This window comes from Azospirillum terrae (genome assembly GCF_053470425.1).
Genome location: NZ_JBPXMR010000002.1, coordinates 618,137 through 642,707 on the forward strand (window position 1 = coordinate 618,137; position 24,571 = coordinate 642,707).

At 68.8% G+C, this 24,571-nt stretch carries 25 protein-coding genes; 18 read left to right on the top strand and 7 right to left on the bottom strand.

Features of this window, described 5'->3' with window-relative positions; genetic code table 11:
* Positions 1-2: 2 nt before the first annotated feature.
* Complete coding sequence (rssA, locus tag ACSVDD_RS09455; RefSeq protein ID WP_448189076.1) at positions 3-929, bottom strand: patatin-like phospholipase RssA; 927 nt, start codon at positions 927-929, stop codon at positions 3-5.
* A gap of 309 nt (positions 930-1,238) precedes the next feature.
* Between rssA and ACSVDD_RS09460 the strand changes: the two genes are divergently transcribed.
* A complete protein-coding gene (locus tag ACSVDD_RS09460; protein ID WP_448189077.1) occupies positions 1,239-1,370 on the top strand; it encodes a hypothetical protein in 132 nt (43 codons plus the stop codon).
* Positions 1,371-1,374: 4 nt separating this feature from the next.
* Here ACSVDD_RS09460 and ACSVDD_RS09465 read toward each other — a convergent pair whose 3' ends face one another.
* Positions 1,375-1,998: a LysE family transporter gene (locus ACSVDD_RS09465; protein ID WP_448189078.1), complete on the bottom strand. Its 624-nt coding sequence runs from the start codon at positions 1,996-1,998 to the stop codon at positions 1,375-1,377.
* A 147-nt stretch (positions 1,999-2,145) separates the two neighbouring features.
* Between ACSVDD_RS09465 and ACSVDD_RS09470 the strand changes: the two genes are divergently transcribed.
* Positions 2,146-2,463: an EthD family reductase gene (locus tag ACSVDD_RS09470; protein ID WP_448189079.1), complete on the top strand. Its 318-nt coding sequence runs from the start codon at positions 2,146-2,148 to the stop codon at positions 2,461-2,463.
* Between the two features lie 51 nt (positions 2,464-2,514).
* Here ACSVDD_RS09470 and bfr (ACSVDD_RS09475) read toward each other — a convergent pair whose 3' ends face one another.
* From bfr (ACSVDD_RS09475) to tldD, 4 genes are all read right to left on the bottom strand, one after another.
* Positions 2,515-2,994, bottom strand: a complete 480-nt coding sequence (gene bfr, locus ACSVDD_RS09475) for a bacterioferritin (protein ID WP_448189080.1) — start codon at positions 2,992-2,994, stop codon at positions 2,515-2,517.
* Positions 2,995-3,005: 11 nt separating this feature from the next.
* The gene (bfr, locus tag ACSVDD_RS09480; RefSeq protein ID WP_448189081.1) at positions 3,006-3,488 is read right to left on the bottom strand and encodes a bacterioferritin; all 483 of its coding nucleotides are present in this window, start codon (positions 3,486-3,488) and stop codon (positions 3,006-3,008) included.
* A gap of 182 nt (positions 3,489-3,670) precedes the next feature.
* Complete coding sequence (locus ACSVDD_RS09485) at positions 3,671-4,195, bottom strand: glycine cleavage system transcriptional repressor (RefSeq protein ID WP_448189082.1); 525 nt, start codon at positions 4,193-4,195, stop codon at positions 3,671-3,673.
* A gap of 33 nt (positions 4,196-4,228) precedes the next feature.
* Entirely contained in the window at positions 4,229-5,662 is a 1,434-nt protein-coding gene (tldD, locus tag ACSVDD_RS09490) for a metalloprotease TldD (RefSeq protein ID WP_448189083.1), read from the bottom strand.
* 138 nt (positions 5,663-5,800) lie between these two features.
* On the opposite strand from tldD, the gene ACSVDD_RS09495 reads away from it, so the two are divergent.
* From ACSVDD_RS09495 to ACSVDD_RS09565, 15 genes are all read left to right on the top strand, one after another.
* Complete coding sequence (locus tag ACSVDD_RS09495) at positions 5,801-7,141, top strand: DUF3422 family protein (RefSeq protein WP_448189084.1); 1,341 nt, start codon at positions 5,801-5,803, stop codon at positions 7,139-7,141.
* Positions 7,142-7,465: 324 nt separating this feature from the next.
* Positions 7,466-9,856 carry a methyl-accepting chemotaxis protein gene (locus ACSVDD_RS09500; RefSeq protein WP_448189085.1) on the top strand — a complete coding sequence of 797 codons (2,391 nt, stop codon included), beginning with the start codon at positions 7,466-7,468 and terminating at the stop codon, positions 9,854-9,856.
* Positions 9,857-10,281: 425 nt separating this feature from the next.
* Positions 10,282-11,127, top strand: coding sequence for a cytochrome c oxidase subunit II (gene coxB / locus ACSVDD_RS09505; protein WP_448189086.1), 846 nt, complete (start codon positions 10,282-10,284; stop codon positions 11,125-11,127).
* Between the two features lie 24 nt (positions 11,128-11,151).
* Entirely contained in the window at positions 11,152-12,747 is a 1,596-nt protein-coding gene (ctaD, locus tag ACSVDD_RS09510) for a cytochrome c oxidase subunit I (protein ID WP_448189087.1), read from the top strand.
* Positions 12,748-12,786: 39 nt separating this feature from the next.
* Positions 12,787-13,710, top strand: coding sequence for a heme o synthase (cyoE, locus tag ACSVDD_RS09515; protein ID WP_448189088.1), 924 nt, complete (start codon positions 12,787-12,789; stop codon positions 13,708-13,710).
* Complete coding sequence (locus ACSVDD_RS09520; protein WP_448189089.1) at positions 13,711-13,842, top strand: cytochrome c oxidase system small membrane protein; 132 nt, start codon at positions 13,711-13,713, stop codon at positions 13,840-13,842. It abuts the gene before it with no gap.
* Between the two features lies 1 nt (position 13,843).
* Positions 13,844-14,443, top strand: coding sequence for a cytochrome c oxidase assembly protein (locus tag ACSVDD_RS09525; RefSeq protein ID WP_448189090.1), 600 nt, complete (start codon positions 13,844-13,846; stop codon positions 14,441-14,443).
* A gap of 18 nt (positions 14,444-14,461) precedes the next feature.
* The gene (locus ACSVDD_RS09530; RefSeq protein WP_448189091.1) at positions 14,462-15,334 is read left to right on the top strand and encodes a cytochrome c oxidase subunit 3; all 873 of its coding nucleotides are present in this window, start codon (positions 14,462-14,464) and stop codon (positions 15,332-15,334) included.
* A gap of 26 nt (positions 15,335-15,360) precedes the next feature.
* A complete protein-coding gene (locus ACSVDD_RS09535; RefSeq protein ID WP_448189092.1) occupies positions 15,361-15,705 on the top strand; it encodes a DUF983 domain-containing protein in 345 nt (114 codons plus the stop codon).
* Entirely contained in the window at positions 15,702-16,421 is a 720-nt protein-coding gene (locus ACSVDD_RS09540; protein WP_448189093.1) for an SURF1 family protein, read from the top strand. The genes ACSVDD_RS09535 and ACSVDD_RS09540 overlap by 4 nt, the downstream gene beginning before the upstream one ends.
* Entirely contained in the window at positions 16,418-17,908 is a 1,491-nt protein-coding gene (locus ACSVDD_RS09545) for a carboxypeptidase M32 (protein WP_448189094.1), read from the top strand. The genes ACSVDD_RS09540 and ACSVDD_RS09545 overlap by 4 nt, the downstream gene beginning before the upstream one ends.
* Positions 17,909-18,006: 98 nt before the next feature.
* Positions 18,007-19,431: a threonine synthase gene (gene thrC / locus ACSVDD_RS09550; protein ID WP_448189095.1), complete on the top strand. Its 1,425-nt coding sequence runs from the start codon at positions 18,007-18,009 to the stop codon at positions 19,429-19,431.
* On the top strand, positions 19,428-20,687 hold the full coding sequence (locus ACSVDD_RS09555) for a M16 family metallopeptidase (RefSeq protein WP_448189096.1): 1,260 nt from the start codon (positions 19,428-19,430) through the stop codon (positions 20,685-20,687). Before thrC ends, ACSVDD_RS09555 begins: the two co-directional genes overlap by 4 nt.
* Positions 20,688-20,699: 12 nt before the next feature.
* Positions 20,700-21,290 (top strand): GNAT family N-acetyltransferase, encoded by a 591-nt coding sequence (locus ACSVDD_RS09560; protein WP_448189097.1) that lies wholly within the window; start codon positions 20,700-20,702, stop codon positions 21,288-21,290.
* A gap of 110 nt (positions 21,291-21,400) precedes the next feature.
* Positions 21,401-21,604 carry a hypothetical protein gene (locus ACSVDD_RS09565; protein ID WP_448189098.1) on the top strand — a complete coding sequence of 68 codons (204 nt, stop codon included), beginning with the start codon at positions 21,401-21,403 and terminating at the stop codon, positions 21,602-21,604.
* 49 nt (positions 21,605-21,653) lie between these two features.
* On the opposite strand, the gene ACSVDD_RS09570 is transcribed toward ACSVDD_RS09565, so the two are convergent.
* Positions 21,654-22,247: a YqgE/AlgH family protein gene (locus tag ACSVDD_RS09570; protein ID WP_448189099.1), complete on the bottom strand. Its 594-nt coding sequence runs from the start codon at positions 22,245-22,247 to the stop codon at positions 21,654-21,656.
* 205 nt (positions 22,248-22,452) lie between these two features.
* Here ACSVDD_RS09570 and ACSVDD_RS09575 point away from each other — a divergent pair, with 205 nt between their 5' ends.
* On the top strand, positions 22,453-24,507 hold the full coding sequence (locus ACSVDD_RS09575) for a protein-disulfide reductase DsbD family protein (RefSeq protein WP_448189100.1): 2,055 nt from the start codon (positions 22,453-22,455) through the stop codon (positions 24,505-24,507).
* The last annotated feature ends 64 nt before the right edge of the window (positions 24,508-24,571 follow it).

Consider the following 24,571-nt stretch of genomic DNA (forward strand, 5'->3'; position numbering starts at 1 on the left):
GATTAGGCCAGCCGCAGCGCCAGTTCGATCTGCGGGCGCATGATCGAGGCGGCGGCGTAGCCGATCTCCACCACCTCGGCGGCGCGGTCGAACTCCAGGATGCCGATGTGGCCGAGCCGCGGCGTCACCAGCACGTCCGGCGGCTCGCCGGCAAGGCGTGAGCGGGTGATGCGGTCCTGCATGACGTCGATGGAGCCGGCCAGGATCTCCAGCACGTTGGGCGCCGGCTCATGGGCCGTCGCCTCGATCTGGGCGGCGAGGAAGCGCGTGCGGATGCCGGGCCGCCGGCCGATCCAGGCGCTGACCTGCTGGGTGAGATGCCCGAAGGTCGAGGTCGCCACGCCGGCCTCGGCCATCACCGGGCGCGACGGCGTCGACATCTCGCTGTTCAGGTTCACCGCGATCACCACGTCCGCCCCCAGCGCCCGGCACAGCGACACCGGCACCGGGTTGACCAGCGCGCCGTCCACCAGCCACTGCTGCCCGGTGCGCACCGCCGGGAAGATGCCGGGCATCGCCGCCGAGGCGCACACCGCGTCCAGCATCGGCCCCTCGCGCAGCCAGATCTCCCGCCCCGTGCCCAGATCGGTGGCGACGGCGGCGTAAGGCTTGGGCAGATCCTCGATGCGGACATCGGTGTGGGCGTTGCGGAAGCGCTCGAACACGCGCTCGGCGGCGACCAGCCCGCCGCGCCGGAACGTCACGTCGATGATCCCCAGCATGCCGAGCAGGCCCATGCTCTGCGCCCAGCTCTGCAACTCGTCCATCTGGCCGGTCAGGTAGGCGGCGCCGACCGCGGCGCCGACCGAGGTGCCGCAGACGATGTCCGGCTCGATGCCCAACTCGTTCAGCGCCCGCAGCACGCCGATGTGCGCCCAGCCGCGCGCTGCCCCGCTGCCCAGCGCCAGTCCGATCCTGCGTCCCGTCACGATGCGCCTCGTCTGCCTGCTTTCGTGTATTTGGGCGGCCGGCCGTTCGTTGGTAAGGCCGCCGGACGGCAGCCCGCCGGATGGGGGAGTCCCTTACGCCGCCCGGCCAGGATCGCCCATCCGGGTAAACGGCCGGGTTGCGGCAATTATCGAAAGTTTTTGGTAATCATCCTTTGGATTTCTTTAATGCGGCGAGTGCTGTGACGATTTTCGGCTGGAAGATTTTTTCTCTGCTGCACGTTAACCAATAAGCAACTTGCCGGCGGGTAGATTGATCACAGAGCAGATCTTCACCGTGCGGAGGACATCATGTCGAGCGACCTGAAAAGCTTCAAAAAGGACTGGCAGCGCTGGACCCGTGTGGAGCGTCTGACCGCCATCGCTCTGCTGATCGGCGCCACCGCCGCGCTGGGTGGCCCGCTGACGCTGGGCATCCTCTGAGCTTTTAAAGAGCCGCTGCTAACGCGAGCAGCCCGAACCCGGCCAGCACGGCGCCCGACGCCCGGTTGATCCACAGCATCGCCGAGGCCGTCACCCGCCGCCGGAACACACCGACCCCGGCGCTCAGCGCCAGCCACCACGCCGCCGACCCCAGGAACACGCCGAGCACCAGCGCCGCCGCCCCCAACGCGGGTGCGCCGCCCGTCTCGGCCAGCCCCAGCGCGCCGAACACCGCGGCGAAGCTGATGATCGTCGCCGGATTGGCGAGCGTCAGCACCACCGTCGTCGCGTAGGCGCCGGCCAGACTGTGCGTGGTGGGGGCGTTCGCGGCGTTCTCGGCCGGCCGGGCGCGCATGGTGGCGACCCCCAGCCACAGCAGCACCAGCCCGCCCACCAGCCGCAACGCCGTCTGCCAGCCGAACAGCAGGTCGGTGACCGCGGCCAGCCCGAACCCGGCCACCGCGCCGTACGCCGCGTCGGCGGTGGCGGCGCCCAGCCCGGTGGCGAAGCCCACCGCCGCTCCATCGGCCAGCGTCCGGCGAATGCACAGCAGCCCGATCGGCCCGACCGGCGCCGCGATCGACAGGCCGATGACGGCGCCCTTGAGGAACAGGAAGGTGGTGTCCATGGCGCCTATCCGAGCATGTTTTTCGAAACGGCGCGACACATAAGAAGAAACGGCGTGGCTGGCATCGCTACATTTGGTAGCTTGAGGCCCAACTCATCCTATATGCTGCGGGCCTCGGACCGTCACGCGATGGAGGAAACGGGCGTCATGATCAAGGTCAGCATCCACTACCCGAACACCCAGGGCAGCCGCTTCGACACCGACTACTATCTGAACACGCATATGCCGATGGCCATCGCCAAGCTCGGCCCGGCGCTCAAGGGCGTGTCCGTGGACATCGGCGTGAGCGGAGGGGGGCCCGAGACACCGCCGGCCTACGCAGCGATGTGCCATCTTCTGTTCGAAACGGTGGAGACGTTCTATGGCGCGTTCATGCCGCACGCGGACGCGCTGCAAGGCGACATCCCGAACTACACGGATGTCACCCCCATCATCCAGATCAGCGATGTGAGGATTGCCCGCTAGCCGGTCCGCAAGATCCCTCCTCCACCGTTGGCGGAGGAGGGGGCTTTGCCGTCAGTCGCCGATCTCGCCCATGGCGGTTTGCAGGTAATTCTGCAAGCCGACGCTGTCGATCAGGCCAAGCTGCGTCTCGACGTAGTCGAGCCGTTCTTCGGCTTCCTCCAGGATGTCCTCCAGGAGGTCGCGGGACACATAGTCGGCCTTGGCCTCGCAGAGCGCGATGGCCGCGACGATGCGGTCGCGGTATTCCCGCTCCATGGTCAGGTCGGCGGTCAGGATCTCGGGCACGTCCTCGCCGATCCGCAACTTGCCGAGATCCTGGAGGTTGGGGATCGCCTCCAGGAACAGGATGCGCTCGATCAGTTCGTCGGCGCTCTTCATGACTTCGATGGAGGCGTGGTATTCCCACTTGCCCAACGCCTTCAGGCCCCAGTTCTTCTCCATGCGCGCGTGCAGGAAATACTGGCTGATGGCGGTCAGCTGGTCCCGGAGGACGATCTGAAGCTGGGCGATGACGTCGGCGTTGCCCTTCATGATCGTGCCCCTCAGCCGGAAATCTTGCCGATGGCCGATTGCAGATAATTCTGCAAGCCGATCATGTCGATGAGGCCGATCTGCTGCTCCAGCCAGTGGGCGTGGTCTTCCTCGGTGTCTTCCAGCAACTCCACGAGGATGCGCCGGGTGTCGTAGTCCTGCTCGGCCTCGCAATGGGCGATGGCTTCCTTCAGGGCGGCGACCACTTCCAGTTCGAGCGTCAGGTCGTTGCGCAGCATCTCCGGCACGTCCTTGCCGATGCGCAGCGGGTCGCGGCTGGCGACGTTGGGCGTGCCTTCCAGGAACAGGATGCGCTTGATCAGCTTGTCGGCGTGCGCCAGCTCGTCGTGCCGCTCGTGCGCGATGCGCTCGTACAGCGCCTTGAAGCCCCAGTTCTCCATCATCGAGGAGTGGGCGAGGTACTGGTCGGCCGCGCTCAATTCGCCGACGAGCAGCGTGTTCAAGCGGTCGATGACGCTCTGTTTCCCCTGCATGGCCTGCCTCTTCTTTTTGTATCGATGCAAGCCGTATGACACGGAGATTGGAATTGGTCAAATCGAAACCGAAGTAATGATAAAACGCTAATGAGAGAGCGCTCCGCTATACTGTGCCCATATTCTGGGCACGCGGAGGAATGTCTGTGTAAATGAGAATGATGCGCAGAAGAGGGCTGGACTCAGACCGTTTCCGCCTTGCTGGTCAGCCCCAGACTTTCGGCGGTGTTGGCGACGGTGTTGAGGCAGGTGGCGGCGCGCTCGGCCGGGATGGAGACGGCGAAGCGGATGGCGTAACGCCCGCCCTCGCGGTCGGGCAGCGTCTGCGCGTCGAGGCGGACGATGTTCGCCCCGAACTGCCCGAAGATGTCCGACAGCCGGGCGATCAGCCCCGGCTGGTCACCGCCCGACACCTCGACCCGGTGGGTGATGACGCCCATCGGGCCGGGATTCGGGTCGAAGTCGAAGCGCGTCACTTTGATCTGCGCGCCCGCCAGTTCCGGCGTGGCGGTCAGGCTGGCGTGCAGTTCCTCGACATCCAGGCCGGCCGGCAGCTCGCAGACGGCGGAGAACTCCGCGCCCGAACCCATGACGGCGAAGGTGACGTCGCGCAGGTTTATGCCCTGGTCGAACAGGTGGCCGGTGATCCCGGCGATCAGACCGACCCGGTCCGGGCAGAATGTCGATACCAGCGCGAGAGCCGCCACGGTTGCCTCCCTGGATACAGCGTCACCTCGGCTTTACGCCGCGGTGCCGCCAACGGTCAACCCGTCCAGACGGAGGGTGGGTTGCCCCACGCCCACCGGCACGCCCTGGCCGTCCTTGCCGCAGGTGCCGACGCCTGGATCGAGGCGGCTGTCGTTGCCGACCATGGCGACACGGGTCAGGCTGTCCGGGCCGTTGCCGATCAGCGTCGCACCCTTCACCGCCGGACCCAGCTTGCCGTCCTCGATCAGGTAGGCCTCGGACGCCGAGAACACGAACTTGCCCGACGTGATGTCCACCTGACCGCCGCCGAAGTTCTTGGCGTACAAGCCCTTCTTCACCGAGGCGATGATCTCCTCCGGCGTGTTCGGGCCGGAGCGCATCACCGTGTTGGTCATGCGCGGCATGGGGTGATAGGCGAAGCTCTGCCGGCGGCCGTTGCCGGTGGGCCTGACACCCATCAGCCGCGCGTTCATGCGGTCCTGCATGTAGCCGACCAGGATGCCGTCCTCGATCAGCGTCGTGCTCTGGCCGGGGGTGCCCTCGTCGTCCACGCTGATCGAGCCGCGAGCGTTCTCGATGGTGCCGTCGTCCACCACCGTGACGCCCGGTGCCGCGATGCGCTGGCCCATCAAGCCGGCGAAGGCCGAGGTCTTCTTGCGGTTGAAGTCGCCCTCCAGCCCGTGGCCGATGGCCTCGTGCAGCAAGATGCCGGGCCAGCCGGGGCCGAGCACCACGGTCATCTCACCGGCCGGCGCCGCCACGGAATCCAGGTTCACCAGCGCCTGGCGCAGCGCCTCGTCGACGAAATAGCGCCAGGTCTCCGGCTGCATGTACTGCTCGTAGGTGACGCGGCCGCCACCGCCATAGCTGCCGGTCTCCATCTTGTCGCCGTCCGCCACCACCATCGACACGGACAGCCGCACCAGCGGGCGCAGGTCGGCCACGCGCACGCCGTCGCCGCGCAGGATCTGCACCGCCTGCCACTCGCCGCTGATCGAGCAGCTGACCTGCCGGACGCGCGGGTCCTTGGCGCGGGCGTAGGTGTCGATGTCCGCCAGCAGCTTCACCTTGTCCTCGAACGGCACCAGCGACAGCGGGTTGTCGGGCATGTAGAGCGCGCGGTTGGTGCCCGGCGGCGGCTCGGCCACCGTGCCGGAATGGCCGGCCTGCACGGCGCGCACCGTCTCGGCGGCGCGGCGGATGGCGTCCTCGGACAGGTTGGACGCGTGCGCGAAGCCCGTCGCCTCGCCGGAAATGCCGCGCAGGCCGAAGCCCTGCGTGGTGTCGAAGCTGGCCGCCTTCAGCTTGCCGTCGTCCCAGCCCAGGCTCTCGCTCTGGGCGTACTCCAGGTACAGCTCGCCATCGTCGGCGCCGCGCAGGGCTTCGGACACGATGCCCTCGACACGGGGGCGGTCGAGGCCGGCGCGGTTGAAGAACAGGTCGTCGGTGACGGCGAGCGCGCTCATGGAGACTCCGGTGCTTGGTACTAATGGAGGAACGCGGGCACCTAGGCGCCCGGCCGCAGGATATGGTCTTATAGTGTGGCAACGCAAACCCGGCCCGGCAAGGCTTGCCGTCCAACTGTACCGTATGAGGGCATAGGTGTGAGCGATCCGAGCGCGGGCCTGTCCGCCGGAACCGACCGGCCCATCGCGGCCACCAACCAGCCGCTGCGCGAGCATGCCCTGCGCGTGCCGCTGACCAACGAGGTGCACGCCCGTCCGTCCGAGGCGATGCGGGCGCCGGTGCGCGCCACCATGCTGGCGATGCTCTCAGGCGAGGCAGCGGGGGAACGCGAGCGCGCGCATTTGGAACAGCTCTGCGACTGGGCCGGCGTGGCGCGGCCGGCGGCGGGGGCGACGCATTACAGCGGCGCCTTCGGCAGCTTCCGCCTGAAGTGGGAGCGGCACACGGAGTTCTCCACCTGGACCGTCTTCCGCGAAGGCGCCTTCGGCGAGCCGTTCGCCGACCCGGCGCTGAACGCGCTGCCGCGCGACTGGCTGGCCGGCTTGGCGGGAGAGCTGCTGGTCGGCGTGCACGTCGCGGTGATCGACGCCGACGCGGCGGAGCCGACGCCGGCGCAGCTCGCCGGGATTTTCGGATCGGACGCCTATGTGGGCTCGCGGGTCGCCGGGCGCGCGGCCACGGCGTGGACCGATTTCCGCATCCACGGCGACGGCTTCTCGCGCCTGCTGATCGCCAATCACTCCATGTCGGCGTGGCAGACCGGCCGCATCGTCCAGCGCCTGCTGGAGATCGAGGTGTACCGGATGATGGCGCTGCTGGCGCTGCCCATGGCGCGCGGCGTGCTGCCGCGCATCGGCGCCATCGAGCGCGAGCTGGCCGAACTGACCGCGCTGACCGCCTCGGTGACCGGGCTGGAGGACGAGCGCGGCGTGCTCGACCGGCTGACGCGGCTGTCGGCGCAGACCGAGCAGATCGCCGCCGAGACCGCCTACCGCTTCGGCGCCGCGCGCGCCTATCACGAATTGGTGGAGCGCCGCATCGGCGAACTGCGCGAGCTGCGCATGGAAGGCTTGCAGACGGTGTCGGAGTTCATGGAACGCCGCCTCACCCCGGCGATCCGCACCTGCGAGGCGGTGCAGGGGCGCCTGGACACGCTGTCGCAACGGCTGGCGCGGGCGAGCAACCTGCTGCGCACCCGCGTGGAGATCGCCGTCGAGGGGCAGAACGCCGAACTGCTGAAGTCCATGGACCGCCGCGCCGACCTGCAACTGCGCTTGCAGGAGACGGTCGAGGGGCTGTCAGTGGTGGCGATCAGCTATTACCTGATCGGCATCGTCGGGTACGCCGCCAAGTCGTTGAAGGGTTTTGGGCTGAAGCTCGACCCGGACATCGTCGTCGGGCTGATGATCCCCGTGGTGCTCTTCATCGTGTGGAAGGGCGTGCGGCGGATTCGCAAAGTGCTGGGCGAACACGGGTGAATTTCCGCGGGCATGCGGCGATCAGCATCCGAGGCAACATTCGCACGGATTGCACGGATTCAGGCACGGATTACACGGATTTTCTTATTCGTGCCCAGCAGCGGTCATCGGGATGGCTCGCGGTTTTGCGAGCTTAAAAAATCCGTGTAATCCGTGCAATCCGTGTTAAAATCCAAAAAATCCGTGTGAAATCTTGCCCTCCGTACCGTAACGCCCGCTGCCCAAGCCTGCGCCAATTTGCGCAGTTACCGGGCACGGTTGCATGCATAAAGCTCTCACTAAATTGCGCGGGATCAGCCCGGCGGGTTGTGGGGAGGGTGTGTGATGACGATCCGGGCGAAGCTGCTGCTGCTGGTCGCGATTCTCGGCGCCATGCTGGTCGCCGTCGCCGGGTATCAGGCGCTCAATGCTCTGGAGACACGGCGCGCGGCCGAGCGCGTGCGCGCCATCAATGGCCTGTCCGACCAGTTGTTGACCGCCGCCGGGGCCTGGGCGGTGGAGCGCGGCACCGCCAACGCCGTGCTGGCCGATCCCAAGGCCGCGACCCCGGCGCAACGCGACGACATCGCCGCCAAGCGCCGCGCTGGTGATGCCGCCTTTGCCGACGCGCAGGCGCGCGCGCGCGCCCTGACCGGCGGTGCCGCGCTCGACACGGCGTTGCGCGAGGCCGAGGCGGCGTTGCGCGCCGTGGAGGGGCTGCGTCGGCAGGTGGACGAGGCGCTGGCGAAGGGCGAGGCTGTGGCGGATCTGCGCCGCGACTGGTTCCCGCGCATGAGTGCGCTGATCCTGGCGAGCCAGACGCTGCGCGGTGCCGTGGAGGATTCCGGGCCGGCGAGCGGCGGGCTGGTGCTGCGCGCCTTCGACCTGAAGAACGCCCTGTGGGAGATGAGCGAGTTCGCCGGGCGCGAGCGCGGCATGGTGGCCGGCGCGGTGGCCGGCGGCAAGCCGTTCACCGCCGCGCAGCTGGAGGCGGTGTCGCGCGCCCGCGGCCGTGTGGACAGCGGCTGGACGGCGTTCCGCCGGCTGGTGAGCGGCTTCGGCGCGAGCATGGCGGCGGCCGGCGGCGCCATCGACCGCGTCTATTTCGGCGAGTTCGAGACGACCCGCGCTGCGGTCTACGAAGCGTCGGCCAAGGCCGCGGCGTATCCGGTGGATGGTCCGCGCTGGTTCGCCGCGGCGACCGCGGGCATCGAGCGCATCCTGGAGGCGCAGGTGGCGGCGTCCGCCGAAGTGCGCGCGCTGCTCGACCGCGAGGTGGCAGCGGCGGACGGCGCGCTGCTGGTCAGCGTGGCGCTGTTGGCGGCGGTGCTGGTGCTGGCGGCGGTGGCCGCGTGGGTGATCACGGCGCAGGTCAACCGGCCGATCCGCGGCATGACCGACACTATGGGCGTGCTGGCGCAGGGCCGCTTCGACGTCGCGGTGCCGGGCATCGACCGGCAGGACGAGATCGGCCTGATGGCGAAGGCGGTCGAGGTGTTCAAGCGGCACGGCCTGGAGAACGAACGCCTGCACGCCCAGCAGGAACGGGCGCGCCTTGAATCGGAAGCCGCCAAGTGCGCGGCGCTCACCGGCATGGCCGACACGGTGGAGCGCGAGATGCGCGCGGCGGTCGAGCGCGTCGCCGCACGGACCAAGGAGATGGACGGTTCGGCCGGGTCCATGGCGGCGTCGGCCGATCAGGTGTCGATGAACGCGCAGGGGGTCGCCTCGGCGGCCGAGCAGGCGTTGTCCAACGCCCAGTGCGTCGCCACCGCGGTCGAGGAGCTCACTGCGTCCATCCGCGCCATCAACGACCAGGTGACCCACGCCAGCGAGGCCACCCGCCGCGCCGTCGGCGCCGGTGAGCGCACGCAGTCCACCATCCACTCCCTGTCCGAAACCGTGGGCCGCATCGGCGAGGTGGCGAACCTGATCCAGAGCATTGCCGCCCAGACCAACCTGCTGGCGCTGAACGCCACCATCGAGGCGGCGCGTGCGGGCGAGGCCGGCAAGGGGTTTGCCGTGGTGGCGAACGAGGTGAAGAACCTCGCCAACCAGACCGCGAAGGCCACCGAGGAGATCGCCCAGCAGATCGCCGCCGTGCAGGTCGGCACCGCGTCGGCGGTGAACGCCGTGCGCGAGATCGGCGAGACCATCGGCGAGATCGACACCATCGCCAGTTCGGTTGCCGCCGCCATGGGCCAGCAGGGGGCGGCGACGCAGGAGATTTCCCGCAACGTGGTGGAGACCACCGGGGCCGCGCAAGAGGTGTCTGTGCGCATCGCCGAGGTCTCGTCGGAGGCGATGGCGAACGGTGCGCGGGCTTCGGACGTGCGCGGAGTCGCGGCGGAGCTGGCCGGCAGCATCGACGCGCTGCGCGCCACGCTGGTGCGCGCCGTGCGCACCGCCACGCAGGAGGTGGATCGCCGCCAGCGCCCGCGCTACCGCCTGGAGCGCGCCTGCCGGATCAGCGCGGCGGGTGCCGAGACGGCGGCGCGCGTCGCCGACCTGTCGCAGCTGGGCGCCTGCCTGACCGACGCGCCGGACTTGGCGCCGGGGGTATCGGGAACGCTGCGCGTGGATGGGTTCGCGCTGGCGCTCCCCTTCACGGTCACGGAGCGGCGCGACGGGACGGCGCGCGTGCGCTTCATGCTCTCCGGGAGCGACGCCGAGGCGTTCGACCGCACCTTCCCGCAGCTCGTGGCGGGTGCGGAGCGCTTGGTGAGCGCGGCGTAGTTTCCGCCCCCTACGCACTCCCGACCATTTGGCCATCCTCAACCGTCAGCCGCGCTGACGGCCTGCGTCAACCTGTCGCACTTACCGCCTGACGAAGACACTCAACAATTAGGTCATGGCCACCGCCACGTTCCGGGTAGACCTGCGGCATAAAGCCACAGTTTTTCCGCGGAACCCCTTGTAAGGGGCGGGGGGTTAAGGCCAAGTTCTGGGTGCGCGGATTTGCCGCACATGCAGTGGGGGTATGCGAGGCTCGCTCCACGCGCATGGCACGGCGCCGCCGACAGCAAACACCGGCGCCGCCGGAGACCGCCCGCCCAAGACCCGGAAAACCGGGCGGGGCACGAGACAGGGCGGGGGTGGCAGCCGGGCGAGAGGGGCATCCGCTGGCCGTGCTCGGCGCAGCGGCAAAGAGAGGGTTGGGGATGATGACGCATACCTTACGCGCCGCTGGCGCGGCCGCTGTCACTTGCGCACTCGGGCTGGCTCACGGCGCGCTGGCCGCCGCGCCCCAGCCCTGGGAAATGGGCCTCCAGCCCGCAGCGTCGCCGGTCAAGCACGCGCTGGACGACTTCCACAATCTGCTGCTGGTGATCATCACCGCCATCACGCTGCTGGTGCTGGCGCTGCTGGTGACGGTGGCCGTGCGCTTCAACGCGAAGCGCAACCCGACGCCCTCCAGCGCGTCGCACAACACGCTGCTGGAGGTGGCGTGGACGGTGATCCCGGTGATCATCCTGGTCGTTATCGCCGTGCCGTCGTTCCGCGTCCTCTACATGATGGAGGTGACGCCGCAGGCGGAGATGACCATCAAGGTCACCGGCCGGCAGTGGTATTGGGACTACGAATACCCGGACCAGGGCGGCTTCGCCTTTTCCAGCTACATGATCCAGGACGCCGACCTGAAGGAGGGCCAGAAGCGCCTGCTGGAGGTCGACAACCGCGTGGTCGTCCCGGTGAACACCGTCGTGCGCGTGCAGGTCACGGCCGGCGACGTCATCCACTCCTGGGCGATGCCGGCGTTCGGCGTGAAGAAGGACGCGGTGCCCGGCCGTCTCAACGAGACGTGGTTCAAGGCCGACAAGGAAGGCGTCTACTACGGCCAGTGCTCGGAGATCTGCGGCGCCAACCACGGCTTCATGCCCATCGCCGTCGAGGCGGTGTCGAAGGAAAAGTTCGCCGAGTGGGTCGCCAAGGCCAAGCTCGCCTACGGCACGCCGGACACCACGCGCGAGCTGGCGCAAGTGCCGGCCGAATCCACCGCCAGATAAGAATCGCATAAGCGAGGGATAGAGATGGCCAACACCACGGGCGCGCACCACGACCATGCGCACGATCACAAGCCGGGCTTCGTGCAGCGCTGGCTTTACTCCACCAACCACAAGGACATCGGGACGCTGTATCTGGTGTTCTCCGTCTGCGCCGGCCTGATCGGCGGCCTGTTCTCGGTCATCATGCGCGCCGAGTTGCAGCACCCCGGCCTGCAGATCGTCGGCGACGGCCAGATGTGGAACGTGCTGATCACCGCGCACGGCCTCATCATGGTGTTCTTCGTGGTCATGCCGGCGGTGATCGGCGGCTTCGGCAACTGGTTCGTGCCGTTGATGATCGGGTCGCCGGACATGGCGTTTCCGCGCCTCAACAACATCAGCTTCTGGCTGATCGTCCCGGCCTTCCTGCTGCTGCTGGGCTCCGCTTTCGTCGGCAATGGCGCCGGCACGGGGTGGACCATCTACCCGCCGCTGTCCAGCGCCACGGGCCAGCCCGGACCGTCCGTGGACATGGCGATCTTCGCCCTGCACTTGGCCGGCGCGTCGTCGGTGCTGGGGGCGCTGAACTTCATCACGACGATCTTCAACATGCGTGCGCCGGGCATGACGCTGCACAAGATGCCGCTGTTCGTCTGGGCCATGCTGGTGACGGCCTTCCTGCTGCTGCTCGCCGTGCCCGTGCTGGGCGGCGCCATCACCATGCTGCTGACCGACCGCAACTTCGGATCGAGCTTCTTCAACCCGGAAGGCGGCGGTGATCCGATCCTGTTCCAGCACCTGTTCTGGTTCTTCGGGCATCCCGAAGTCTACATCATGATCCTGCCGGGCTTCGGCATCATCAGCCACATCGTCTCGACCTTCTCCAAGAAGCCGGTGTTCGGCTATCTCGGCATGGCCTACGCGATGGTCGCCATCGGCGTCGTCGGCTTCGTGGTGTGGGCGCACCACATGTACACGGTGGGCCTCAGCGTCGACACCAAGGCGTACTTCACCGCGGCGACGATGATTATCGCGGTGCCGACCGGCATCAAGATCTTCTCGTGGATCGCCACCATGTGGGGCGGCTCCATCGAGTTCAAGACGCCGATGCTCTGGGCCATGGGCTTCATCTTCCTGTTCACGGTGGGCGGCGTCACCGGCGTGGTGCTCGCCAACGGCGGCATGGACGTGGTGCTGCACGACACCTACTACGTGGTGGCGCACTTCCATTATGTGCTGTCGCTGGGTGCCGTGTTCTCGATCTTCGCCGGCTGGTACTACTGGATCGGCAAGATGAGCGGGCGCCAGTACCCGGAGTTCTGGGGCAAGGTCCACTTCTGGACCACCTTCGTCGGCGTGAACATGACCTTCTTCCCGCAGCACTTCCTTGGCCTTTCGGGCATGCCGCGCCGCATCCCGGACTACCCGGATGCGTTTGCCGGGTGGAACATGATTTCTTCCATCGGCTCCTACATCTCTTTCGGCTCCACGCTGTTGTTCGTCTGGATCGCCATCCACACGCTGACCCGCGGGGCGCGGGTGGGGGCGGCCTACTGGGGGCCCAGCGCCACGACGCTGGAGTGGACGGTCAGCTCACCGCCGCCGTTCCACGCCTTCGAGACGCTGCCTCGGGTCAAGTAACGACGTGGGCTTAGGGCCAGGGCTTCGGGAGGAAAAACAATGACGGATCTCACCGTCCAGCGGGTCGTACAGGGGGGCGCCGCCGACACCGCACCGGCCGCTTCGGTCGGCGACTTCATCGAGCTGCTGAAGCCGCGCGTCATGTCGCTGGTGGTGTTCACCGGCTTCGCCGGGCTGGTGGTGGCGCCGGGGCACCTGCACCCGCTGCTGGCCGCGGTGGCGGTGCTGTGCATCGCGGTCGGTGCCGGGGCGTCGGGGGCCATCAACATGTGGTACGACCGCGACATCGACGCGGTGATGGCCCGCACGGCCAAGCGCCCGATCCCCACCGGCCGGGTCGAGCCGGACGAGGCGCTGGCCTTCGGCGTGTTCCTGGCGGTGGCGGCGGTCGTGGTGATGGGGCTGGCGGTCAACTGGGTGGCGGCCGGCATCCTGGCGCTGGCGACGCTGTTCTACGTCTTCGTCTACACCATGTGGCTGAAGCGCCGCACGCCGCAGAACATCGTGATCGGCGGGGCGGCCGGCGCCTTCCCGCCGATGATCGGCTGGGCGGCGGTGACCGGCGGCGTGGATGTGGCGTCGATCGCGCTGTTCGCGCTGATCTTCCTGTGGACGCCGCCGCACTTCTGGGCGCTGGCGCTGTTCCGCAGCGGCGACTACGCGCGGGCCGGCGTGCCGATGCTGCCGGTGGTCGAGGGGGCGGAGGTCACCAAGCGCCAGATGCTGCTCTACACGCTGCTGCTGCTGCCGGCCGCCATGGCGCCGTTTTTCCTGGGCATCGCCGGGTACGCCTATCTGGCGGGAGCGGTTGTCCTGGGATCGCTGTTCGTGCTGTGCGCGGTGCGCGTGCTGACCGGCACCGACGACAAACCGGCCAAACAGATGTTCGGCTTCTCGATCCTCTACCTGTTTTTGCTGTTCGCCCTGTTGGTGGGCGAGCACGTCGTTCCCGGAGGTTTTTAGATGGCGATGACCGAATCTCAAGATGAGCGCAGCCGCCGGCTGCGCGGCCGCAACGTTGCCACGCTGCTGGCGCTGCTGGGGCTGGTGGCGCTGTTCTACCTGATCACCATCGTCCGCATGGGCGGTCATTGACATGGACGAGCGGGTTCACCGGCGCAACCGCGTGTTTCTCATCACCCTGCTGGGGCTGGCCTTCGGCATGATCGGGCTCGCCTACGCGTCGGTGCCGCTCTACTCGCTGTTCTGTCAGGTGACCGGCTTCGGCGGCACGACCCAGCGCGCCAAGGCGGCGCCCGGTGCGGTTCTGGACCGCGTGGTGACGGTGCAGTTCAACGCCGACGTCAACAGCGGCCTGCCCTGGACCTTCCGCCCCAACCAGCGGGAGGTGAAGGTCAAGCTGGGTGAAACCGCGCTGGTCAGCTACCACGCCGAGAACCGCTCCAAGGAACCGCTCGTCGGCACCGCGGTGTTCAATGTGACGCCCGAGAAGACCGGATCCTACTTCGACAAGATCGAGTGCTTCTGCTTCACCGAGCAGACGCTGAATCCCGGCGAGAGCGCCGATCTGCCGGTTGCCTTCTTCGTCGATCCGGCGCTCGCCGACGATCCGGACATGGAGGACGTGACCACCATCACGCTCTCCTACACCTTCTACCGCGCCAAGAACGGCGTGGCTTCGTCAACCAGAGAGCGCACGGCCGCCCGTCCGGGTGAAGCCGGCGCCACGAATTGAGCACGGGGTTGGAGGAACATGGCCGACATCACGCACGGGCATATGCCGCACAGCGTCGCCGAGCCGCATGCCGGCGAAGGCATCCCGCATCCCTACCATCTGGTGAAGCCGAGCCCCTGGCCGCTGCTGGGGGCCGCTGCCGGCGGCATGCTGGCTGTCGGCGGCATCCTCTACATGCACTACAACCAGAAATGGCTGGTGATCATCGGCTTCCTGGCCGTGCTCGCGGTCATGTTCGGCTGGTGGCGCGACATCATCAAGGAGGCGGTGGTCGAGCATGCGCACACCCCGGTCGTCAAGATCGGGCTGCGCTATGGTATGGCGCTGTTCATCGCGTCGGAGGTGATGTTCTTCGCGGCGTTCTTCTGGGCGTATTTCGACGCCTCGCTGTTCCCGAAGATCTTCGCGCAGAACCCGCATGGCGTCTGGCCACCGCCGGCGATCCAGCCCTTCGATCCGTTCCACCTGCCGTTCATGATGACGGTCATCCTGCTGCTGTCGGGCGTGACGGTCACCTGGGCGCACCATGAACTGATGCACGGCAACAACAGGAAGGCCGCCCAGGCGCTGGGTCTGACCGTGCTGCTGGGCGTCATGTTCAGCTTCTTCCAGGGCTGGGAGTACAGCCACGCCGCCTTCGGCTTCACCCAGGGCATCTACCCGTCCACCTTCTTCATGGCGACGGGGTTCCACGGCTTCCACGTCATCATCGGCACCATCTTCCTGGCGGTGTGCTGGTACCGCACGGTGAAGGGCCACTTCACGCCGAACAGCCATTTCGGCTTCGAGGCGGCGGCGTGGTACTGGCACTTCGTCGACGTGGTCTGGCTGTTCCTGTTCACCTCGATCTACTGGTGGGGGTCGCTGGGCGCGGCCCACGCGGGGCATTGACCGCCTATTACCCACGGGTGGCGCCGATGAGCGCGGGCGTGCGGTGCGTGTGCCCGCGTTGCGGCAAGGGCCGCCTGTTCAAGGGCTTTCTGACCGTGGCCGACCGCTGCGACGCCTGCGACCTCGACCTCGCCAAACAGGACACCGGCGACGGCCCGGCGGTGTTCCTGATCTTCCTTCTGGGCTTCCTGGTCGTGCCGGTGGCGCTCTTCGTGTCGATGAAGGTGGAGTGGCCGTTGTGGCTGCACGCGCTGATCTGGGGAACGCTGATCCTCGGCTTGGCGCTGGGCATGCTGCGGCCGGCCAAGGCATATATGATCGCCTTGCAGTACCGCTACCGCCGCCACGACTACGAAGGGCCGGCCGCGTGAGCGCCGCCGCCACCTCCGCCGGTTCCGGACGCCCCAGCCTGTGGGCGACGCTGTTCACCGTGCCGGCGGTGCTGGCGATGCTCGCGCTCGGCACGTGGCAGGTGGAGCGGCTGCACTGGAAGGAAGAGCTGATCCAGCGCGTGCACGAGCGCATGGGGTCCGCCCCGGTGCCCTTGCCGGCCACCATCGCCAATCCCGACGATTTCGACCTGCGCCCCGTCACGGTGACCGGGCGCCTGTTGAACGACCGCGCCATGCTGGTGCTCGCCCGACCGCGCCAGGGGCAGGTGGGCTACGAGGTGGTGACGCCGCTCCAGCGCGCCGCCGGCCCGCCGGTGCTGGTGAACCGCGGCTGGGTTGCCATGGACAAGCGCGCCGCGCTGCACGATGGCCCAGCCGGCGAGGTCACGCTGCGCGGTGTGGCGCGCGTGCCGGCGCCGCCCGGTTGGATGCAGCCCGACAACCGTCCCGGCGCCGAGGTGTGGAACCGCATCGACCTGCCGGCCATGGCAGCATCCGCCGGGCTGCCCGCGGTGGCGCCGGTGGTGGTGGAGGCGCTGCCGGGGCAGGCGACCGCCGGCCAGCCCGCTGGCATTGAGCCGCGCGTCGATCTGCCCAACAATCACCTGCAATACGCCATCACGTGGTATAGCCTCGCGGCGACCCTGCTGGTCATCTATGTCGTCTTCCACCTCCGCCGCCGGACGGATTCATGACCGCTTATCAGGATTTGGAACGCCGCTTCGCCCGCATCTCCGCCATCGGGGGCGCGCTGGGCATCCTCGGCTGGGACATGCAGACCATGATGCCGGACGGCGCCGCCGAGGGCCGCGCCGAGCAGACCGCCACGCTGTCCGTCCTGGCGCACGAACTGATGACCGCGCCGGAACTCGGCGACCAGCTCGCCGCCGCGGAAGGGCAGGGCGGCCTCGACGATTGGCAGGCGGCCAACCTGCGCGAGATGCGCCGCTCCCATGTGCAGGCGACCGCCGTTCCCTCCGACCTCGTGGAGGCGACGAGCAAGGCGACCTCCGCCTGCGAGATGGCGTGGCGCACCGCGCGGGCGGAGAGCGACTACGCTGCACTGCTGCCATCCCTGAAGGAGGTGCTGCGTCTGGTGCGCGAGGAGGCGCAGGCCAAGGGGGAGGCGCTGGGCATCGCCCCCTATGACGCGCTGCTCGACGACCATGACCCCGGCTCGCGCACCGTGCGGATCGACGCGCTGTTCGACGATCTGGCGGGCTTTCTGCCCGGCCTGTTTCAGAGCGTGCTCGACAAGCAGGCGTCCGAACCGCCGGTGCTGCGCCCGCACGGGCCGTTCCCGGTGGAAAAGCAGCGGGCGCTGGGCGAGCGCATGATGCGCGCCGCCGGCTTCGACTTCACGCGCGGACGGCTGGACGTGTCGCTGCACCCGTTCTGCGGCGGCGCCAACGACGACGTGCGCATCACCACCCGCTATGACGAGGCCGACTTCACCAAGGCGCTGATGGGCGTGCTGCACGAGACCGGCCACGCGCTGTACGAGCAGGGCCGGCCGCGGGCGTGGATGCTGCAACCAGTGGGGCAGTCGCGCGGCATGGCGGTGCACGAGTCGCAATCGCTGATCGTCGAGATGCAGGCCAGCCGCTCACCGGAGTTCATCGGCTGGCTGGCCGGTGAGGCGCGCGAGGCCTTTGAAGGCCGCGGTCCGGCTTGGGAGACGGACAATCTGCGCCGCCTCTACACCCGCGTCGAGCGCGGCTTCATCCGCGTCGATGCCGACGAGGTGACCTATCCCGCGCACGTCATCCTGCGCTACCGCCTGGAGAAGGCGCTGATCGCCGGCGATCTGGCGCTGGAAGACCTGCCCGACGCCTGGAACGCCGGCATGCGCGAGCTGCTGGGCGTCGAGCCGCCCGACGACCGCCTGGGCTGTTTGCAGGATATCCACTGGCCGGGCGGCGGCTGGGGCTATTTCCCCACCTATACGCTGGGCGCCATGACCGCCGCCCAACTGTTCGAGGCGGCCTGCGCCGCCGAACCGGACGTGAAGCCCGGTCTGGCGCGTGGGGACTTCGCGCCGCTGGTCGGCTGGCTGCGGACCAACGTGCACGCCAAGGGCTGCAAGCCGGCCTCGGGGGATGAGTTGCTGACCGAGGCGACGGGGCGCCCGCTGGACGCGGGCGTGTTCAAGCGGCACCTGGAGCGGCGGTATCTGGGCTGACGCTGGCCCTGCCGCGATTTATCGCGCCCATGCCGCTTGCGGACATCGCACCCATCCCGCTACGTTCGTCGCCTTCTCTATCAGCGAGAGTGAACGCGGTGCGGTACATCAGCACGCGGGGCGCGGCCCCGGCCCTGGGTTTCGAGGACGTCCTTCTGACCGGGCTCGCCCGTGACGGTGGCCTGTACGTGCCCGAGTTCTGGCCGCAGTTCTCTGCCGACGACATCCGTGCGCTGCGCGGCCTGCCGTACAGCGAGGTCGCCGTGCGCGTCATGCTGCCCTTCCTCGGCGGCGCCATCTCGGAAAGCGACTTCCGCGCGCTGGTCACCGACGCCTACGCCGGGTTCGACCACGCCGCGGTGACGCCGCTGGTGCAGCTCGACCAGCGCACCTGGGTGCTGGAGCTGTTCCACGGGCCGACGCTGGCCTTCAAGGATGTGGCGCTGCAACTGCTCGGCCGCCTGTTCGACCATGTGCTGGAAAAGCGCGGTGAGCGGGTGACCATCGTCGGAGCCACCTCCGGCGACACCGGTTCGGCCGCCATCGAGGCGTGCCGCGACCGTCACAACGTGGACATCTTCATCCTGCACCCGAAGGGCCGCACCTCGGAAGTCCAGCGCCGGCAGATGACCAGCGTGCTGTCGAGCAACGTCCACAACATCGCCCTGGAAGGCAGCTTCGACGACTGCCAGGACCTAGTGAAGGCGATGTTCAACGACACCGCCTGCCGCGACACACTCAACCTGTCCGCGGTGAACTCCATCAACTGGGCGCGCATCATGGCCCAGATCGTCTACTACTTCGCCGCCGCCGCGGCGCTCGGCGCGCCGGACCGCGAGATCGACTTCGTCGTGCCCACCGGCAATTTCGGCAACGTCTACGCCGCCTACGGCGCGCGGGCGATGGGGCTGGGGATCGGCAAGCTGATCGTGGGGTCGAACACCAACGACATCCTGGCGCGGTTTTTCGCCAGCGGGACCATGGCGGCACAGGGCGTCACGCCTACTTTAAGCCCCAGCATGGACATCCAGATCTCTTCCAACTTCGAGCGCCTGCTGTTCGATCTGCTCGGCCGCGACGGGGCGGCGGTGGAGGACTGCATGCGCCGCTTCCGGGCCGAGGGCCGCTTCACCGTCACCGATGCGCAACTGGCCGAGGCGCTGGCGATTTTCGCCGGCCACCGGGTGGACGAGGACGCCACCATGGCGACCATCACCGAGACGTGGCGCCGTCACGGCGGCTACACCGTGGACCCGCACACCGCGGTCGGCGTCGCCGCGGCCGCGGCGGTCGCGACGAAGCCAAACGTGCCGGTCGTCGTGCTCGCCACCGCGCACCCCGCCAAGTTCCCCGACGCGGTCGAGAAGGCCACCGGCCGCCGGCCGGCCTTGCCGCCCCGCCTGTCCGACCTTTTCGAGCGTGAGGAGCGCGTGTCCGTGCTGCCCAACGACCTCTCCGCCGTTCAGGCATTCGTCACCGCGCGCGCCCGCGCTGTCACCGGCGCCGACCGGGGGGCTGCATGAGCCACATCCGCGTCACCACGCTGGCGAACGGGCTGCGCGTCGCCACCGACACCATGCCGGACGTGCAGACCGTCTCGCTCGGCTGCTGGGTCGGCGTCGGCACGCGCAACGAGGCGCCGAGCGTCAACGGCGTGGCGCACCTCGTCGAGCACATGCTGTTCAAGGGCACCAAGCGCCGCACGGCCTTCCGCATCTCCGAGGAGATCGAGAACGTCGGCGGCCAGCTGAACGCCTACACCACGCGCGAGCACACGGCGTACTACGCCAAGGTGCTGCACGAGGACGCGCCGCTGGCGCTGGATATCATCGCCGACATGCTCCAGCACTCCGTGCTGGACGAGGCCGAACTGGTGCGTGAGCGCACCGTGGTGTTGCAGGAGATCGGTCAGGCGGCCGACACGCCCGACGACATCATCTTCGATCATTTCCAGACCACCGCCTACCCGGATCAGGCGCTGGGCCGGCCGGTCCTGGGCTCGGCGGAGATCGTCGGCAAGCTGCCGCGTTCGGCGCTGGTGGACTATATGGGCCGGCACTACGCCGGGCCGTCCATCGTGCTGGCCGCCGCCGGCCGCATCGAGCACGACGCCTTCGTCGCCATGGCGGAGAAGGCCTTCGCCAGCCTGCCGTCCGCCACGCATCCCGAACCGGAAAGGGCGCTGTACCGCGGCGGCGATTTCCGCGAGGCGCGCGACCTGGAACAGCTGCACCTCGTGCTGGGCTTCGACGGGGTGGGCATCCACGACCCGGACTTCTACGCGCACTCCGTGCTGTCGACGCTGCTGGGCGGCGGCATGTCGTCCCGCCTGTTCCAGGAGATCCGCGAGAAGCGCGGTCTGGTCTACTCCATCTACACCTTCACCGGCGGCTACCGCGACGGCGGCCTGTTCGGCGTCTACGCCGGCACCGGCGAGGATGAGGTGGAGGAGTTGATCCCCGTCGTTTGCGAGGAGATCGTCAAGGCCGGCGAAGGCGTCACCGAAGACGAGGTCGCCCGCGCCCGCGCCCAGATGAAGGCCGGCACGCTGATGGCGCTTGAGAGCACCATGTCGCGCTGCGAGCAGCTCGGCCAGCAGCTGCTGGTCTACGGCCGGCCGATCCCGGTGGACGAGATCGTCCTGCGCATCGAGGGGGTGGACGCCGAGGCCGTCATGCGCTCCGCGCGCCGCCTGCGGCAGTGCCGGCCGACGGTCGCGGCGCTGGGGCCCGTCCAGGGGCTGGAGACCTATGACCGGATCGCGGCCCGGCTGGCGTAGGAGCCCCCCGCGATGATCCGTCTGCTCGGCAGCGGGCTGATCAGCCCACCGGCGGTGCGGCTCGACGGGCCGACCTGCTACATCCGGCCGCCGCTGCCGCGCGACTGGCGGGAATGGGCCGATCTACGCGCCGATTCCCGTGCCTTCCTGACGCCGTGGGAGCCGACCTGGCCGGCCGACGCGCTGACCCGCTCGGCCTTCACCCGGCGGCTGCGCCGGCAGGCGCAGGAGTGGCGCGACGACGAGGGCTACAGCTTCCTCGCCTTCGACCGGCAGACGGACACCATGGTCGGCGGGCTGGGGCTGTCCAACGTGCGGCGCGGCGTGGCGCAGATGGCGACGCTCGGCTACTGGGCCGGGCGGCCGTACGCACGGCGCGGCTACATCTCGGCGGCGACGCGGCTGGTGCTGGATTTCGCCTTCGGCCAGCTCGGCCTGCACCGGGTCGAGGCCGCCTGCCTGCCGACCAACCACGCCAGCCGCGGCCTGCTGGAAAAGGTCGGTTTCACCCACGAGGGCTACGCCCGCGGCTACCTGCGCATCGACGGCGCGTGGCGGGACCACGTGCTGTACGCCGTGCTGCGCGAAGAGTGGCGTGATTAGGAAATGTCCATAATCGGCGTGCGATCATTCCTAAAATTGCGGCGTTAAGCAGCGTTTAACCTCTGGGCGCCATATTTGGGACATCTCGTTACGAAGCCGATGGTGCAGAGATGGCCGAGAAGCCCATTTGGAAGCAGGAAACCTCCCACCACTACACGCTGAAGCACGCGGGCCAGCGCGTCGACGTACGCTATGAGTCGGCTGGTTTCCAGAGCGCCTGGGGGATCTACGTCGGCAGCCGGATGGTCGAGCGCTGCACCGAATTCATGCAAGCCCGCGGCATCGCTTTGGCGGTGGCTTCGCAGGCGGTTTGAGAGTGATTAGAAGCCCCTCTCCCGCGAAGGGAGAGGGGCTCTAAGAACCTCACGCGTGCCCGGCCTCGCCGGAGAGCATGGAGAGGCTGACGCCCACCTTGCCGAAGGCGCGTTCCCACTTCGCCTCCAGGTCGGGGTCGAACAGCAGGTTCTCGTCGCAGGGCACGTTCAGCCAGCCGTTGGCCTGGATCTCCTGGTCGAGTTGCCCCGGCCCCCAGCCGGCATAGCCCAGCAGCAGGAACGAGCGCTTCGGCCCGCGATTCTCGGCGATGGCGCGCAGGATGTCGATGGTGGCGGTCAGCGCCACGTCGTCGTCCACCACCAGCGTGCCCTCGCGCACGTAATCGGTCGAGTGCAGCACGAATCCGCGCCCGGACTCCACAGGTCCGCCATAATGCACGGGCAAATTGGGCGTGGGCTTGGTATCCTCCAGGCCGAGCTGGTCCAGCAAATCGTCGAAGGTGATCGAGCCGAACAGCTTGTTGATGACGAGGCCCATGGCGCCGTCCTCGTTGTGCGCACACATATAGATCACGGTGCGCTGGAACCGCGGGTCCGTCATGGCGGGCATGGCGATCAGCAGCTGGCCGGTCAGGTACTCGGAAGACTTCAGGTATTCGGAAGACTTGGTCGAGTACGGCATGGGCGGTATCCTTGTGTCCTGGGCGGAAAAGCCCGGGGTGTACGGACCCCGCCGCCGCCTGGCTTCGAGTGTGACAGCAGGAGGCGCGGCCTGTCACCCAAATTTGCGCCACCTGATTTTGCGGCCCGATGCCGCGTCGGCATACGCCGGTTCGCGGAACTGACATGAGAACAGTGCAGCGATGAAAAGGTTTGCCGTCCTTCCGATGCTCCTGGCCCTTGCCCTTTCGGGCAACGCTCTCGCCGCGGCCGGTCCGTGGGCCAAGGGCGGCCCGGTGCAGGCGCGCCTCGTCTCGGCGGTGGAGGGCACCGGCGACCGGGACTCGCTGCCGCTGGCGCTGGAAATTCGCCTGGAGCCCGGCTGGAAGACCTATTGGCGCTCGCCCGGCGACGCCGGCCTGCCGCCGCGCATCGAATGGAACGGCTCGGCCAACCTGAAGGAGGCCAGTTTCGGCTATCCGACGCCGCACCGCACGACGACGCTGGGCATCGAGGCGATCGGCTACGACGGTGCGGTGACCTTCCCGGTGCGCGCCGTGCCGGCCGAGCCCGGCAAGCCGCTGGCGTTGAAGGCCGGCGTCGATCTGCTGGTGTGCTCGGAAATCTGCGTGCCGCAGCGCGTCGACGTGACGCTGGACCTCCCCGCCGGGCCGGCCGTCGCGGGGCCGGAGGCCAACATCGTCTCGCGTGCCGAGAACCGCGTGCCCGGCGACGGCCGCGCCGCCGGGCTGGAGATCCGCGCCGTCCGCACCCAGGGCGCGGTGGTCGAGGTGGAGGCCACGGCCCGCGAACCCTTCGCCACGCCGGACGTCTTCGTCGAACTGGAGCCCCCCATGCCGCTCACCGCGCCGACGGTGCGGCTGTCGGACGGCGGGCGCACGGCGGTGCTGCGCTTCCAGGTGGCCGATGCGCCGAAGGATCTGGACCTCGCCGGCCGGCCGGCGACGCTGACCCTGGTGGACGGCGACCGCGCCGCGGAACTGCACGGCACCGTCGTCGCCGGGCCGGTCGGGCCGGCGGGTGGCGGCGGGATTGCGCCGTCACTGCTCGCCATGCTGGGCGTGGCGCTGCTGGGCGGGCTGATCCTCAACCTGATGCCCTGCGTGCTGCCGGTGCTGTCGCTGAAGCTGCTGCACGCCGTGCAGCACGGCGGGGCGGCGCCGCGCGCGGTGCGGGCCGGTTTCCTGGCCTCGGCCGCGGGCATCGTCGCGTCGTTCCTGGTGCTGGCCGGGGCCATGGTGGGGCTGAAGGCGGCGGGGGCGTCGGTGGGGTGGGGCATCCAGTTCCAGCAGCCGCTGTTCCTGGTCTTCATGGTCGTGCTGGTGACGCTGTTCGCCGCCAACCTCTGGGGCCTGTTCGAGATCCCGCTGCCGCGCCGGCTGGCCGACGCGCTGTCCGGGCCGGAGGAAGGGCACGGCCTGGCCGGCCCGTTCGCTACCGGCGCTTTCGCCACGCTGCTCGCCACGCCGTGTTCGGCGCCGTTCCTCGGCACCGCGGTGGGCTTCGCGCTGGCGCGCGGGACGCTGGAGATCGTTGCGGTGTTCGCCGCCCTCGGCGTTGGGCTGGCGCTGCCCTATCTGGCGGTGGCGGCGGTGCCGCGGCTGGCCCGGCTGCTGCCGCGGCCGGGGCACTGGATGCTGACGCTGCGCCGGGTGATGGGGGTGGCGCTGGCGTTGACCGGGGTGTGGCTGCTGATGGTCATGGCGGTGCAGGTCGGTGACACGGTCGCCGGGGTGGTGGGCGCGTTCATGGTGGCGCTGTTGCTGGCGCTGTGGCTCGGCGGCGGCCGGCACGGGCGGGTTGGCTGGGCGGGGACCGCGGTGGCCGGCGTGCTGTTGGTGGCCGCGTTCGCGGTGCCGGCGCAGTTCGGGCGCGGTGCCGATGCCGCTCCGGTGGTGGATTCGGCCTCGCGTTGGGTGACGTTCGACGAAGCGGCGATCCACGGGCATGTGGCGGCCGGGCGCACGGTGTTCGTCGACGTCACCGCCGACTGGTGCATCACCTGTCAGGCCAACAAGAAGCTGGTCATCAACCGCGGCGAGTCGGCCAAGCGCCTGGGCGCCGACGGCGTCGTCGCCATGCGCGCCGACTGGACCCGGCCGGACGAGCGCATCACCGCCTACCTCGCGGCGCACGGGCGCTATGGCATTCCGTTCAACATCGTCTACGGCCCCGGCGCGCCGGACGGCGTGCCGCTGCCCGAACTGCTGAGCGAGGCGGCGGTTGTGGACGCGCTGGACGCGGCGGGCGGCAAGCACTGAGACGTCCGTCCGGCTTGCCGGGCGGCGGTTGCGTGGATAGAACGAACCTTAGGCCCAACAAATC